Raw genomic sequence first — 13,635 nt, 5'->3', positions numbered from 1 at the left:
CGTGATTGATATCAACTCCCGCTATTATGGCGGGAGTTTTTGTTTAAGGGGTAGCAAGATTAATGACGATTATTTTAGGTATTGATCCGGGGTCGAGAATTACCGGCTACGGGGTCATTCGACAAAATGGCAGGCACCTACACTATTTAGGTAGTGGCTGTATTCGCATGTCTGAAAAAGAGCTTCCTGGTAGATTAAAGCAGATCTACGCCGGAGTCAGTGAAATCATTACGCAGTTTCAGCCGGAGGTTTTTGCCATTGAACAAGTGTTTATGTCGAAAAATGCCGATTCAGCATTAAAGCTAGGCCAAGCCAGAGGCAGTGCCATTGTGGCCGCAGTTAATGCGGATCTCCCCGTGCACGAATACGCCGCTCGATTAATTAAACAAGCGGTGGTAGGCACAGGTGGGGCGGACAAAGCGCAAGTTCAGCATATGGTGCAACAAATGCTAAAACTCCCAGCAAAACCTCAAGCGGATGCAGCGGATGCTCTGGGGGTCGCTATATGCCATGCCAACACCAACAAAACATTGATTGCCTTGGCAGGAAAGGCTACATCAGCGCGCAGAGGGCGTTACCGTTAATAACAGCGAGCACTCAAACTGGCCTGTGATTGTGCAATGATTACATTTTCTCCGCTTTGTCTCGTTAAGCGGCTTGTCCTTGGTGAAATACTGGCTATCCGTCCAGTTATTTATTATTATCACTAACATTGCAATCAGCTATTGGAACAAAAACCGTGATCGGACGCCTACGTGGAACCCTTATCGAAAAACAGCCACCAGAATTACTCATTGAAGTGGCTGGTGTTGGCTATGAAGTACAAATGCCAATGAGCTGTTTCTATGAATTACCAGAGACAGGCCAAGAAGCCATTATCTATACTCATTTTGTCGTCCGCGAGGATGCGCAGTTGCTGTATGGTTTTAATAGTGTCAGTGAGCGAGCACTTTTTCGAGAAGTGATTAAAGCCAATGGGGTAGGTCCAAAACTGGGTTTAGGTATCTTGTCTGGCATGACGGCGTCTCAGTTTGTTAGTTGTGTGGAAAACGAAGACATTTCAACACTGGTGAAACTACCGGGGGTAGGTAAAAAAACCGCCGAACGTCTTGTTGTTGAAATGAAAGACCGCTTAAAAGGTTGGGGCGCAGGGGATTTATTTACCCCAGCCACCGATGCCGCGCCGCTTAATAATGGGCTTTCTAGTGATGAAAGTGCCATAGATGAAGCCGTCAGTGCGTTACTTGCTCTAGGGTACAAACCCGCAATGGCCTCTAAAGCCATTTCGCAAATTGCCAAGCCTGGTATGAGCAGTGAATCGCTAATAAAAGAAGCCTTAAGAGCTATGGTGTAATTGATGATTGAAGCAGACCGACTGATCGCTCCTGATAATCCTATTTTTAAGGATGAAGAAGCCATAGATAGAGCCATAAGGCCGAAAAAGCTGGCAGACTATCGCGGTCAGGACCATGTTCGTGGACAGATGGAAATCTTTATTAAGGCTGCGCAAATGCGCAACGAAGCCTTAGACCACCTGCTTATTTTTGGGCCACCAGGGCTAGGTAAGACCACTTTAGCAAATATTGTGGCCAATGAAATGGGCGTCAATATTCGCACCACATCAGGCCCTGTGCTTGAAAAAGCGGGGGATTTAGCGGCGCTGTTAACCAACCTCGAAGAAAATGACGTTCTGTTTATTGATGAGATCCATCGTCTTAGCCCAATGGTAGAAGAAGTCTTGTATCCGGCAATGGAAGATTACCAACTGGACATTATGATAGGTGAAGGGCCTGCGGCGCGCTCTATCAAAATAGACTTACCTCCTTTTACCTTAATTGGCGCCACCACCCGCGCAGGTTCACTGACCTCACCACTGCGTGATCGCTTTGGTATCACGCAGCGTTTAGAGTATTACAAAGTTGAAGACTTACAACACATAGTGCAACGCAGTGCCGATTGTCTCAATTTATCTATGGAACAAGCGGGGGCATTAGAAGTGGCTAGACGTGCTCGCGGAACGCCACGTATTGCTAACCGCCTTTTAAGACGCGTACGAGATTATGCCGAAGTGAAAGGGGATGGGCATATTAATTCAGATATTGCTGATAAAGCATTGGATATGCTCGATGTCGACAGTCTGGGCTTTGATTATATGGACAGAAAATTATTATTGGCCATTATTGAAAAATTTAATGGTGGTCCGGTGGGCTTAGATAATATGGCGGCGGCCATAGGTGAAGAAAAAGACACCATTGAAGATGTCCTAGAGCCTTATTTGATCCAGCAAGGATATTTGCAAAGAACTCCGCGGGGTCGAATTGTTACAGATCGTGCTTATTTGCATTTTGGCTTCGATCTAAAAAATTAAAGAATTGTTAAGGGGCTGTAATGGCCCTTTTATTTGTACGACAATAAAGCCCAAATATAGTTAACTTTGGTCACATTTCACTTCTATTCCGCTCAATATAAGAACGATATCAATTCATTATTCTTGATTCAAATCAAGGAAACTTTCTCAAATAAAGCCTTTGAAACTAAGCGCTTAAACCGATAAGATACCTGCCGAGTATATTAGAGGATACTTAACGAGTGATTAACCGCGACGCATCGTGAGATTAATAAAAATCACCAACTTTTAACATCCTGTACTTATTTTTAACTTTGCGCTTTTAGGTTGAACCAGTGTCGAGGAAGACACCCAAGGAGTTCTTATGATAGACGTCGTTGATCTGTCGCGATTGCAATTCGCGTTGACAGCAATGTACCACTTCCTGTTTGTACCACTAACTTTAGGTCTTGCTTTCTTACTTGCCATTATGGAATCCGTTTACGTGATGACAGGCAAACAGATTTATAAAGATATGACTAAGTTCTGGGGTAAGCTATTTGGCATTAACTTTGCCCTAGGTGTAGCAACAGGCCTTACCATGGAGTTCCAATTCGGAACAAACTGGGCTTACTACTCGCACTACGTGGGTGATATTTTTGGTGCACCACTGGCAATTGAAGCCTTGGTCGCCTTCTTCTTAGAATCAACATTTGTTGGTCTATTCTTCTTTGGCTGGGACAGACTGTCCAAGCGCCAGCATTTGGCGGTAACTTGGTTAGTGGCTCTTGGTTCAAACTTCTCCGCATTGTGGATTCTTATTGCAAACGGTTGGATGCAACATCCCGTTGGTGCAGAATTTAACTTTGAAACCATGCGTATGGAAATGGTCAGCTTCTCTGAAGTGATCTTTAACCCTGTGGCTCAAGTTAAATTTGTGCACACGGTAGCATCAGGCTATACAACAGGCGCGATGTTTGTCTTAGGTATCAGTTCATACTACCTATTAAAAGGTCGTGATGTAGCCTTCGCACGTCGTTCATTTGCTATAGCCGCTTCGTTTGGTATGGCCGCGATCCTTTCTGTTATCGTACTGGGTGACGAATCCGGTTATGAGTTAGGTGATGTACAGAAAGTGAAGCTTGCCGCTATTGAAGCCGAATGGCATACCGAGCCAGCACCTGCCGCATTTACCGCATTTGGTATCCCTAACCAAGAAACAATGGAAACGGATTACGCCATCAAAATCCCATACGTGATGGGTATTGTTGCTACGCGTTCTACAGACACACAAGTTACGGGCCTACGTGATCTTCGTGAAGAACATGTAGATCGTATTCGTAACGGTATGTTTGCTTATGAACTGCTAGAGAAACTGCGCTCAGGGGATCGCTCTGATGCCAATGTTGCCGCATTTGATGAAGTGAAACACGATCTGGGTTACGGCCTGCTACTGAAGCGTTATACAGATAAAGTGGTGGATGCCACCGAAACGCAAATTCAAGCAGCCGCTGACGATTCCATTCCAACGGTATGGCCTCTGTTTTGGTCTTTCCGCCTAATGGTCGCATGTGGATTTGTAATGCTATTCGTATTTGGCATGGCATTCCTACAAACCTGTCGTCAAAAAATCGAGCAGAAACCTTGGTTACTTAAAGCCGCACTATTGAGTATCCCATTGCCATGGATTGCCATCGAAGCCGGTTGGTTCGTGGCCGAGTTTGGACGACAACCATGGGCGGTAGGTGAAATTTTACCGGTGCATGTGGCCGCCTCAGCATTGACCATTGGACAACTATGGGCATCGCTGGCCGCAATTTTAGCACTGTATACCGTATTCTTGATTGCAGAAGTATACCTGATGGTGAAATTTGCTCGTAAAGGACCAAGTAGCCTAAAAACCGGTCGCTACCACTTTGAACAAGATAACGACGATGAAGCGAAAGCAAAAATCGGTCGCCAAGTTGAAGCGTAATAGGGAGTGTAATTATGTTTGATTACGAAGTTTTAAGATTTATATGGTGGCTACTGATCGGCGTATTATTTGTCGGCTTTGCAGTCACTGATGGGTTTGATATGGGGGTAGGTGCGCTAGTACCTGTCATCGGTAAAACCGATAACGAGCGCCGTGTAATGATCAACACCATTGCACCGCACTGGGATGGTAACCAAGTTTGGTTGATTACGGCAGGTGGCGCACTCTTTGCCGCTTGGCCTCTTGTGTATGCCACGTCGTTTTCTGGTTTCTATTTTGCGATGATTTTAACTTTGGCCGCCTTATGGTTGCGCCCTCTAGGTTTGGATTATCGTTCAAAAATTGAAGAGCCAAAATGGCGTAACGCTTGGGATATTTGTATTTCTATCAGTGGTTTCGTTCCACCTATTATTTTTGGTGTGGCATTTGGTAACTTACTGCAAGGACTGCCGTTTCAGCTCAACGAGTTCATGATGCCAAGTTACCATGGCAGTTTCTTTGCTCTGCTTAATCCATTTGCCTTACTGTGTGGTTTTGTAAGCCTGTCAATGATTGTGTTGCAAGGGTCAACTTGGTTACAAATGAAGACCACATCAGACGTGCATGCTCGTGCTCGCCTAGTCGCTCAGATCACAGGTTTAACCACCGCAATACTGTTTGTGATGGGTGGCTTCTGGGTAAAAGGTTTAGACGGTTATGTGATCACTAGCCAAATTGATCACGCAGCGGCATCGAACCCGCTAAATAAAGACGTCATCGTGGAAACCGGTGCTTGGTTAAAGAACTTTGCCCAATACCCAGCATTTTGGATAGCGCCTGCATTAGGTGTTGCTATGCCATTATTGGCATTGATTGCCTCTCGCTTTGAAAAGGGTGGCTTTGCCTTTTTCTGCTCAAGTGTAGGCAGTGCTGGCATTATCTTTACCGCAGGCTTGGCGATGTTCCCATTCGTTATGCCTTCTAGCTTAAATCCTGCGCATAGCTTAACTATGTGGGATTCAACATCCAGTGAACTAACACTGAATATTATGACAGGCGTGGCCTTTGTCATGGTGCCTATCATCTTGGCTTACACCAGTTGGTCTTACTATAAAATGTTTGGCCGTTTAGATGATAAATTCATTGAAGAAAACAAGAATTCACTTTACTAATAAGGGACAAGATATGTGGTATTTTGCTTGGATATTAGGTGTGTTGCTAGCTTGTGCTTTCGGCATCATCAATGCTCTATGGCTTGAGCATACAGAAATGATGGATCAAGATAAGCAAGACTAAGTCTGGCGTTTATCTAATAAGGCCGCAGTGGTAATCCTACTGCGGCCTTTTTTCGACCTATACTTGGATAATTAAGCAATTGTTAGCTATGCATAACCCTGAATTTGTTAATAAATGTTGCGATGTGAGTCAAATTTTAGTCACTTAGAGTAAGAAAGTGGTGCTTACATCAAAAAAAACGTGTTACAGAAATAATAAAGGGATACATTGTGTATATTACAAGCAAAGAGATCAGGGTGTTAGGTAATGTCACAAGACCAAACAAAACAGTTTCGTTGGCCAATACGTATTTATTACGAAGATACGGACGCTGGCGGTATTGTTTATCATTCAAACTACCTTAACTATTTTGAGCGTGCGCGCACTGAAATGTTAAGAAGTATTGGCGTCTCCCAAGAGATGTTATTGCAACAGCAGTTAGGTTTTGTGGTTCGGCATATGGACATCGATTTTTTGCAAGGTGCAAAACTCGACCAACAGCTGACAGTTCTCACACATATCTCTCAATTAAAGCGTGCTTCTCTCGATTTTTGTCAAGAGATAGTCAATCTAGACGGCAGAGTATTGTGCAAAGCTATGGTTAAGGTAGCATGTATTCATACCGCAAAAATGAGGCCTCAGGCCATACCCAGTTTCATGATCACGGAGTTATCGTAAAGTGTCCGCAGATATCAATTTTATTGATCTTATTTTACACGCCAGCTTATTAGTGCAGTTGGTAATGCTTACTTTGGTCGGAATGTCGGTGGCCTCTTGGGCCATGATTATTAGCCGCAGTAAAGTTATTTCAGGGGCGTATGCTCATACGGAACGTTTTGAAGATAAGTTTTGGTCAGGCAAAGATCTGGGAAAACTTTATCAAGAAGTAAAAGCTCGTAAAGAAAGTTTAACCGGCATTGAAGAAATTTTTTATTCAGGTTTTACTGAGTTTGCGCGCCTTCGTCGCACCAATGCCAGTTCTCCCGATTTTATTATGGAAGGCACCGGCCGTGCTATGCGTGTCTCGGTAGCTAAAGAAGTGGATAACCTTGAGACCAACTTGCCATTTTTGGCCACTGTCGGCTCAATCAGTCCTTATATTGGTTTGTTTGGTACCGTGTGGGGGATCATGCATGCCTTTATCGCATTAGGCCAAGTGAAACAAGCAACATTAGCAATGGTAGCGCCGGGTATTGCCGAAGCCTTGATTGCTACGGCAATGGGCTTATTTGCCGCGATTCCAGCGGTGATGTTTTACAACCGATTGAGTAACCGAGTAGGTAAGTTAGAACACTCTTACGCCACCTTCTCAGAAGAGTTTCATGCCATTCTTCACCGTCAAGCGATGAGTGAAAGGAACTAAATAATGGCGGGTTATCAACCAAAAAAACGCAAACTCACCGCGGAAATTAATGTGGTACCTTACATTGATGTCATGTTGGTGTTATTGATTATCTTTATGGTGACCTCGCCATTTATCACCCAAGGTGTGGATGTTGAATTACCAAAAACACACAGTGCTACGCCCGCTTCAGAAATGGCCGGAGATAGCCAAGCAAGTTTCATTATCATTGAAATTAATGCAAAAGGTGAACTGGGCTTAAGTGTCAACGATGAAGATATGCAACGAGGAATGAGTCTAGAAGACGTCATAGTGCGTGTGAAAGCTGAGCGAGCGATATCTCCTGACTCACCCGTGGCTGTTGGTGGTGATGCTGCGACTTCATACGCGGATGTAGTGTTGGTTTTGGATGAATTAAGTCAAGCAGGTATTGCCAAGGTTGGCCTGTTAACGGACATCAAGGAATAGAGTCCAATAGCCAATGAAACAAGATAAGAAGTTCATTAAATCGCTAGCCATATCACTTGCCATCCATTTAGTGTTGGTTATTGCTTTGATTTGGGGCACTAAATTTAATATGTCAAAACCTCAGCCTAAGCCAAAAATGGTTGAGGCGGTGATCATTGACCCCAATGTAATTCAACAGCAAGCGAAACAAATAAGAGAGCAACGTCAAGCATCCGCTAACGCAGAAAAAGAACGCGTTCGTAAGTTGCGTGAGCAAAGTGAGCAACTTGAAAAAAATCGCAAGGCTGAAGAGCAACGTATTCGACGCTTAGCGGAACAAAAAGCGCAAGCAGAAAAGAAAGCGCGCCAAGCGGAGCAACACCGAAAGCTAAAAGAAAAACAGCGTAAAGAAGAAGAGCAACGGGCCAAAGTTGCAGAGCAGCAAAGAAAGGAAAAAGAGCAACAGGCCAAAGTCGCTAAAGCGAAAGCGGCCAAGGCGGAAGCACAGCGAGCTGCAAAAGCAAAAGCGGCGCAGTTGGCAAAGCAAAAAGCAGCTAAAGCCGAAGCAGATCGTGTTGCCAAAGAAAAAGCCGCCAAAGCAGCTGCTGAAAAAGCCCGTAAAGCCGAGCAACAAAAGCTAGCGGAGCAAAAGGCCGCCGCCGAAGCGGCAGAAAAGGCCAAAAAAGAGAAAGCTCGCTTAGCGCAATTAGAGCGAGAGCGTAAAGAGAAAGAAGCCGCATTAAACGATATTTTCTCTGGGCTTTCCGCTGAGGCTGAAAGTAACTCTAGCGCACGCAATCGCGCCATTACTGATGAAGTGTCACGAATGGGCGAAGTGTACAAACAAATGATTCAACGAGAGTTGCTGGTAGAGGACTCGTATAAAGGGAAAAACTGCAGAGTTAATTTACGTTTGCTCAGCACAGGTTCCAGTTTTATTGTCAGTGACATAAAAACCCTTTCTGGAGATAACGCTCTTTGTCGTGCGGCAAAATTGGCGGTATCTAAAGTGGCGAGTTTCCCACTACCGAAAGACAAAGCTGTGATTGAAAAATTGAAAAATATTAACTTAACTTTTGCACCTGAATAAGGAATACCTGGTGATTAAACGATTACTTACTAGTTTAGTTATAATGTGCAGTTTGAGCGTAACTTTTGCTCATGCATCACTAGAGCTTGTCATTACAGAAGGGGTGAACTCGGCTCGCCCAATCGGCATAGTCCCTTTTAAATGGGATGGACCGGGGAAACTCCCTCATGATGTGTCGGCCGTTATTGCTTCCGATTTACAACGCAGTGGCAAGTTTAGTCCTGTGGCCATCAGTCAAATGCCACAAACCCCTTACCAAGATAAGGATGTGAATTACTCGGCGTGGACAGCGATGGGGGTGGATTCCTTGCTTACAGGGACTATCACCGATGCGGGCAATGGCAAATACAAAGTTCAGTATCAATTAATTGATGTTGTGCGCGGCGCCTTGACTAAAGGGCAGTCTAAGTCTTTGCAAGGTGGCCAGTTAGTGCTGTCAAAAGATCATATTCTATTTAATAAACAAGCTACGGTTCCTGGGCCTCGTCTGCGTGAATACGCACATCGCATTTCTGATCTAGTGTATAAACAACTGACGGGGGAGCGCGGCGCCTTTTTAACCCGCATTGCGTATGTGGTCGTCAGCGATAAAGACAAATACCCTTATCAACTTAGAATTGCAGATTACGATGGATACAACGAGCGCTTAGTCTTGCGTTCTAAACAGCCATTAATGTCCCCTTCATGGTCACCGGATGGCCGCCAGTTAGCTTATGTGAGCTTCCAAAGTGGTCATGCTGAAATCTTCTTAATGAACATTTACACCGGTAAGAGAGAGAAGCTCACCTCGTTCCCTCGCCATAATGGTGCGCCTATTTTCTCTCCCGACGGTAAGTCTTTGGCATTAGTCTTGTCAAAAACGGGCAGTTTGCAGGTGTACACTATGGATTTGGCGACGAGAAAGCTCAAACAAGTGACTCATGGCCGAGCTAACAATACCGAACCGTTTTGGAATCCAGATGGAAAATCTCTAATATTCACTTCTGATAGGGGTGGTAAGCCTCAGATTTATCAAGTAAATTTAGCAAGTGGAGCAACAAAGAGATTAACTTGGCAAGGAAACCAAAATTTGGGTGGTCAAATTACTCCAGACGGACGCTTCATGATTATGGTGAATCAGTCATCGTCAGGATTTAACTTGGCAAAACAGGATTTGGAGACAGGTGCTGTGCAAGTGTTAACTAAAACACTGCTCGACGAGTCTCCAAGCATAGCTCCAAATGGAGGAATGGTGATATACAGCTCGATGTATAATAAAAACAATGTATTATCGATGGTTTCTATCGATGGACGGTTTAAAGCCAGACTACCAACTACTAATGGGCGCGTAAGAGCTCCTGCTTGGTCTCCGTTTTTGTAAAAACGTTACTTTTTATACAATAAGGAAAATTTAATAATGCAACTTAATAAAGTACTTAAAGGGCTGCTAATCGCACTTCCTATTCTTGCTGTTACAGCTTGTAGCTCTACGGATGATGCAACTGATCCGATTGATGCTCAAACAAACCAGCAATCTCAAACAGCGCCAATTGATCCTAACAGTGGCACAACAACAACTGATGCGTCATCAGAAACTACAGTTGTATCACCTATGACTGAAGAGCAAAAACTTGCTGAAGAGCGTGAAGTAGCAGAAAAAGCACTACGTGAAAACACAACGCTTTACTTTGCTTACGACAACTCAAACATCAGCTCTGAGTACGAAGAAATGCTATCGGCTCACGCTAAATTCCTAAGTGAAAACCCAGACGTTAAAGTGTCTATCGAAGGTCACGCTGATGAACGCGGTACGCCTGAATACAACATCGCTCTAGGCGAACGTCGTGCTAACGCAGTATCTAACTACCTACAAGCGTCAGGTGTTCAAGCTGACCAAATCACTATCGTAAGTTATGGTGAAGAGAAACCTCTACAACTTGGTCAAACTGAAGAAGCGTACGCGAAAAACCGTCGTGCAGTTTTAGTTTACTAATTCTAGGAAGTAAACATGAACAGTAACTACAAGCGAGTAGTTGCGTTTACGTTACTAGCAAGTGCGGCGAGTTTTACATTCGCCGCACCCGCTCCAGTATCTGATCTCAATTCAAGTAGCACTGTAGCTTCAAAACCTACAACAGTGACCCCTGAAGCGCACACAGCTAAACTGGAACGTCTGCTAAAAAACAGTAATCGAGTACAAGCAAATTTGCAGCAACAAGTCGATGAATTGTCGATGGATCTTAGTGAGTTACGTGGTCAGCTAGAAAGAAGCAATCACGAAAGAGACCAGCTTGTTGAACGACAAAAAGACTTGTTTATCGAGCTAGATCGTATTCGTTCAGAACTTGCAAACATTAAAAAAACACCCGCCCAAGACACCGCACTAGCTACTACGGGTCACTATTCCTCAAATCAAGACGAACAACAGGCGTATGACAGTGCTGTTGCTCTGGTCTTGAAAAAGAAAGATTTCGATGCAGCGACAGTGGCTCTTGAGCAATTCAAAAAAGATTTCCCCGACTCAGTTTTTTCTGCGAATGCGAATTACTGGCTAGGACAGATCTATTTTACGCAGAAGAAAGATGTAGAAGCTGCTAAAGCATTTGCCACAGTGGTCTCTTACAAAGACTCGAACAAACGCGCCGATGCGTTAGTGAAGTTAGGGGATATTGCTGTGCGAAATAACAGTAATCCAGCCGCGAAAAAATATTTTCAGCAGGCGGTAGATGAGTACCCAAACAGCGCATCTGCAAGCTTAGCAAAAGAAAAACTGCAGAAGCTGAAATAATCACCATAAGTAATGGAAAAGCTCGCCAGCTAATGGTTGAGCTTTTTGCTTTTGGCAAGCGCACTCAAAGCAGTGTACAATGCCCGAAGTTAAAGGAAGTTGCCGAGTATTGCAATGAGCCAAATATTAGAAACAGCACCAACAATTTACCCATTCCCACCTAAACCTGTACCACTGAGCGATGAGCAGAAACAGGCTTACAAGGGGAGCATAAAAACCCTTCTACAACAAAAAGATGCGGTTTTGATTGCCCATTACTACACCGATCCTGAGATCCAAGCCTTAGCTGAAGAGACCGGTGGTTTTGTCGGTGATTCCCTAGAAATGGCCAAGTTCGGTAATCGTCATCCTGCAAAAACATTGATCATTGCAGGGGTACGTTTTATGGGGGAGTCAGCCAAAATTCTGACACCAGAAAAAACCATTTTAATGCCGACATTAGCCGCCGAATGTTCTCTTGACCTCGGTTGTCCAGAACAAGAATTTAGTCAATTTTGCGATGAACACCCGGACCATACTGTTGTGGTCTACGCCAACACATCAGCGGCAGTAAAAGCGCGCGCCGATTGGGTTGTGACATCCAGTATCGCATTAGAAATTGTTGAGCACCTAGACGCAGAAGGCACACCCATTATCTGGGGCCCAGACCGTCATTTAGGTTCTTACATCGCCAATCAAACAGGCGCTGACATGCTACTTTGGAACGGTGAGTGTGTCGTACACGATGAGTTCTCCGCCAAGGCGCTTCGCGACATGAAAGCAGTCTACCCAGACGCGGCGATTTTGGTGCATCCAGAATCACCCGCAAGCGTAGTCGAACTGGCCGATGCGGTAGGCTCAACCAGCCAACTTATCAAAGCGGCAAAAACACTCAAGCAAAGTAAACTGATAGTGGCAACGGATAAAGGCATCTTCTTTAAGATGCAGCAGTTAGTGCCAGAAAAAGAGCTTATCGAAGCCCCAACAGCCGGTGCAGGTGCCACTTGTCGCAGCTGTGCTCATTGCCCGTGGATGGCCATGAACGGCCTTAAAGCCATTGAATCAGCATTAGCCGAAGGCGGAGCCGAGCACGAGATATTTGTCGATGAAAGTGTACGAGTTAAGTCACTCATTCCACTCAATCGCATGTTAGATTTTGCTGAGCAATTAAACATAAAAGTAAAAGGCAACGCGTAATTTTATACATTGCTTTTTATCGTGCATAAAATGAGAAAAGCCCTCGCTATTGTATTCATAGCGAGGGCTTTTTTTGTGGGTGCAGGCCAGTTTATTGATCAGCAGCCAATGTTGCGCCGCGCTGGGTTAAACCACATAACATCATAGGCACAGCGTTAAAGATTTCGACAAACTGGTCCAGACCGTTCATCCCTTCTTCAGAAAGGGTAGCAAGAGACGTCTCAGGATCGTACAGCATACTAATAGAAAGCAATACACCACCTAGCAAGGCATTGTCTTGACTCTCTTCAGGCATCAGCGTTTGCCAATCATCCTGAGCTAACTGCCACCCTTGTAGCAAGCCTTCACAAAACTGTTTAGTGGCTTCAGTCACAATCTCTTGATCATTTAAGTCACACTCAACAGGCCATTGCCAAGTGCCTTCAAACAGAGCAGGGCGAGTGGCATTCCACGAACCAATGACCGCCTCTAAATAAGACTCTAACTGCTCCCCATCACTAAAAGGCGCCTGTTCTTCACCGCCCCATAAGTAAGCAATCCATTGTGAAGGATCCAGAGTATTGGGCGCGGCCGCAAGAGCCGTAATAAACCCAAGTGTTTGATGATAAGGAAGAAGGCGATCTTCCAGCTCTGGTTGAGCAATAATCTGAGCTAAATCCAAAATGTTTATCCATAAAAAGGTTTTGCACATTGTACAAGCCTAGCAAGCTAAAAGCTGTGATAAATCACAGTAAATGCTTTAATTTCTTACCAACTAGACAATAATTGCGCAAACAAACAAAAACATAGTAAAAACCCTACAAATAGACTTGACCAACCGCCAACAAATCATTAAATTAGCGCCTCGTTGACACACACAGTCAACACTACAAATTCGGTGAGTTGTCCGAGTGGCTGAAGGAGCACGCCTGGAAAGCGTGTATACGGCAACGTATCGAGAGTTCGAATCTCTCACTCACCGCCACATTCAAGTAAAAAGGTGTCCATTCGGACACCTTTTTGCGTTTCTAAGCCCTTGATATATAAGGCGCACTTTGTCCATTTATAACAAATGCGACACATTCTTACATGGTAGCCTTTGACCGCTTAGATCTTGAGTAAAACTGAACCGCATGTCGATGTCAAAAACAGATATCGAACTTTGAAGTTTAAACTTTCACTCGAATGATTGAAATATCCGATTGTTTGATGAGATTTCAGCCACATACGAGTAATGACATCATATTAGTTTGCAGAAAATTAAATTACAATTTGTGCC

15 protein-coding genes and 1 tRNA gene are annotated in these 13,635 nt (G+C 44.4%); 15 read left to right on the top strand and 1 reads right to left on the bottom strand.

Going from position 1 to position 13,635, the window contains the following annotated elements:
- The first annotated feature begins 62 nt into the window (after nucleotides 1-62).
- From ruvC to nadA, 14 genes are all read left to right on the top strand, one after another.
- Nucleotides 63-584 (top strand): crossover junction endodeoxyribonuclease RuvC, encoded by a 522-nt coding sequence (gene ruvC, locus OCU56_RS07905; RefSeq protein ID WP_261872691.1) that lies wholly within the window; start codon nucleotides 63-65, stop codon nucleotides 582-584.
- A gap of 155 nt (nucleotides 585-739) precedes the next feature.
- Nucleotides 740-1,354 (top strand): Holliday junction branch migration protein RuvA, encoded by a 615-nt coding sequence (gene ruvA, locus OCU56_RS07900; protein ID WP_261872690.1) that lies wholly within the window; start codon nucleotides 740-742, stop codon nucleotides 1,352-1,354.
- A 3-nt stretch (nucleotides 1,355-1,357) separates the two neighbouring features.
- A complete protein-coding gene (ruvB, locus tag OCU56_RS07895; RefSeq protein ID WP_261872689.1) occupies nucleotides 1,358-2,368 on the top strand; it encodes a Holliday junction branch migration DNA helicase RuvB in 1,011 nt (336 codons plus the stop codon).
- A 343-nt stretch (nucleotides 2,369-2,711) separates the two neighbouring features.
- The gene (gene cydA / locus OCU56_RS07890; RefSeq protein WP_261872688.1) at nucleotides 2,712-4,301 is read left to right on the top strand and encodes a cytochrome ubiquinol oxidase subunit I; all 1,590 of its coding nucleotides are present in this window, start codon (nucleotides 2,712-2,714) and stop codon (nucleotides 4,299-4,301) included.
- 14 nt (nucleotides 4,302-4,315) lie between these two features.
- Nucleotides 4,316-5,452 (top strand): cytochrome d ubiquinol oxidase subunit II, encoded by a 1,137-nt coding sequence (gene cydB / locus OCU56_RS07885; protein ID WP_261872687.1) that lies wholly within the window; start codon nucleotides 4,316-4,318, stop codon nucleotides 5,450-5,452.
- A 13-nt stretch (nucleotides 5,453-5,465) separates the two neighbouring features.
- The gene (gene cydX / locus OCU56_RS07880; protein WP_017027641.1) at nucleotides 5,466-5,576 is read left to right on the top strand and encodes a cytochrome bd-I oxidase subunit CydX; all 111 of its coding nucleotides are present in this window, start codon (nucleotides 5,466-5,468) and stop codon (nucleotides 5,574-5,576) included.
- 246 nt (nucleotides 5,577-5,822) lie between these two features.
- Entirely contained in the window at nucleotides 5,823-6,233 is a 411-nt protein-coding gene (gene ybgC / locus OCU56_RS07875) for a tol-pal system-associated acyl-CoA thioesterase (RefSeq protein WP_261872686.1), read from the top strand.
- A 1-nt stretch (nucleotide 6,234) separates the two neighbouring features.
- Entirely contained in the window at nucleotides 6,235-6,918 is a 684-nt protein-coding gene (gene tolQ, locus OCU56_RS07870) for a protein TolQ (protein ID WP_261872685.1), read from the top strand.
- Nucleotides 6,919-6,921: 3 nt separating this feature from the next.
- Nucleotides 6,922-7,365, top strand: coding sequence for a protein TolR (gene tolR, locus OCU56_RS07865; protein ID WP_261872684.1), 444 nt, complete (start codon nucleotides 6,922-6,924; stop codon nucleotides 7,363-7,365).
- A 13-nt stretch (nucleotides 7,366-7,378) separates the two neighbouring features.
- Nucleotides 7,379-8,434, top strand: a complete 1,056-nt coding sequence (gene tolA / locus OCU56_RS07860) for a cell envelope integrity protein TolA (protein ID WP_261872683.1) — start codon at nucleotides 7,379-7,381, stop codon at nucleotides 8,432-8,434.
- A 10-nt stretch (nucleotides 8,435-8,444) separates the two neighbouring features.
- Nucleotides 8,445-9,794 (top strand): Tol-Pal system beta propeller repeat protein TolB, encoded by a 1,350-nt coding sequence (tolB, locus tag OCU56_RS07855; protein ID WP_261872682.1) that lies wholly within the window; start codon nucleotides 8,445-8,447, stop codon nucleotides 9,792-9,794.
- A gap of 36 nt (nucleotides 9,795-9,830) precedes the next feature.
- On the top strand, nucleotides 9,831-10,406 hold the full coding sequence (pal, locus tag OCU56_RS07850) for a peptidoglycan-associated lipoprotein Pal (RefSeq protein ID WP_261872681.1): 576 nt from the start codon (nucleotides 9,831-9,833) through the stop codon (nucleotides 10,404-10,406).
- Between the two features lie 15 nt (nucleotides 10,407-10,421).
- Nucleotides 10,422-11,201, top strand: coding sequence for a tol-pal system protein YbgF (ybgF, locus tag OCU56_RS07845; RefSeq protein ID WP_261872680.1), 780 nt, complete (start codon nucleotides 10,422-10,424; stop codon nucleotides 11,199-11,201).
- Between the two features lie 114 nt (nucleotides 11,202-11,315).
- Entirely contained in the window at nucleotides 11,316-12,377 is a 1,062-nt protein-coding gene (gene nadA, locus OCU56_RS07840) for a quinolinate synthase NadA (protein ID WP_261872679.1), read from the top strand.
- Nucleotides 12,378-12,468: 91 nt separating this feature from the next.
- Here nadA and OCU56_RS07835 read toward each other — a convergent pair whose 3' ends face one another.
- The gene (locus OCU56_RS07835; RefSeq protein ID WP_390904829.1) at nucleotides 12,469-13,068 is read right to left on the bottom strand and encodes a UPF0149 family protein; all 600 of its coding nucleotides are present in this window, start codon (nucleotides 13,066-13,068) and stop codon (nucleotides 12,469-12,471) included.
- Nucleotides 13,069-13,253: 185 nt separating this feature from the next.
- Here OCU56_RS07835 and OCU56_RS07830 point away from each other — a divergent pair.
- A tRNA-Ser gene (locus OCU56_RS07830) sits at nucleotides 13,254-13,341 on the top strand.
- Nucleotides 13,342-13,635: the final 294 nt, after the last annotated feature.

The organism is Vibrio rarus (assembly GCF_024347075.1).
GTDB lineage: Bacteria > Pseudomonadota > Gammaproteobacteria > Enterobacterales > Vibrionaceae > Vibrio > Vibrio rarus.
The sequence above is the reverse complement of the archived record's forward strand: the minus strand, read 5'-3'. Positions and strand labels throughout refer to the sequence as shown.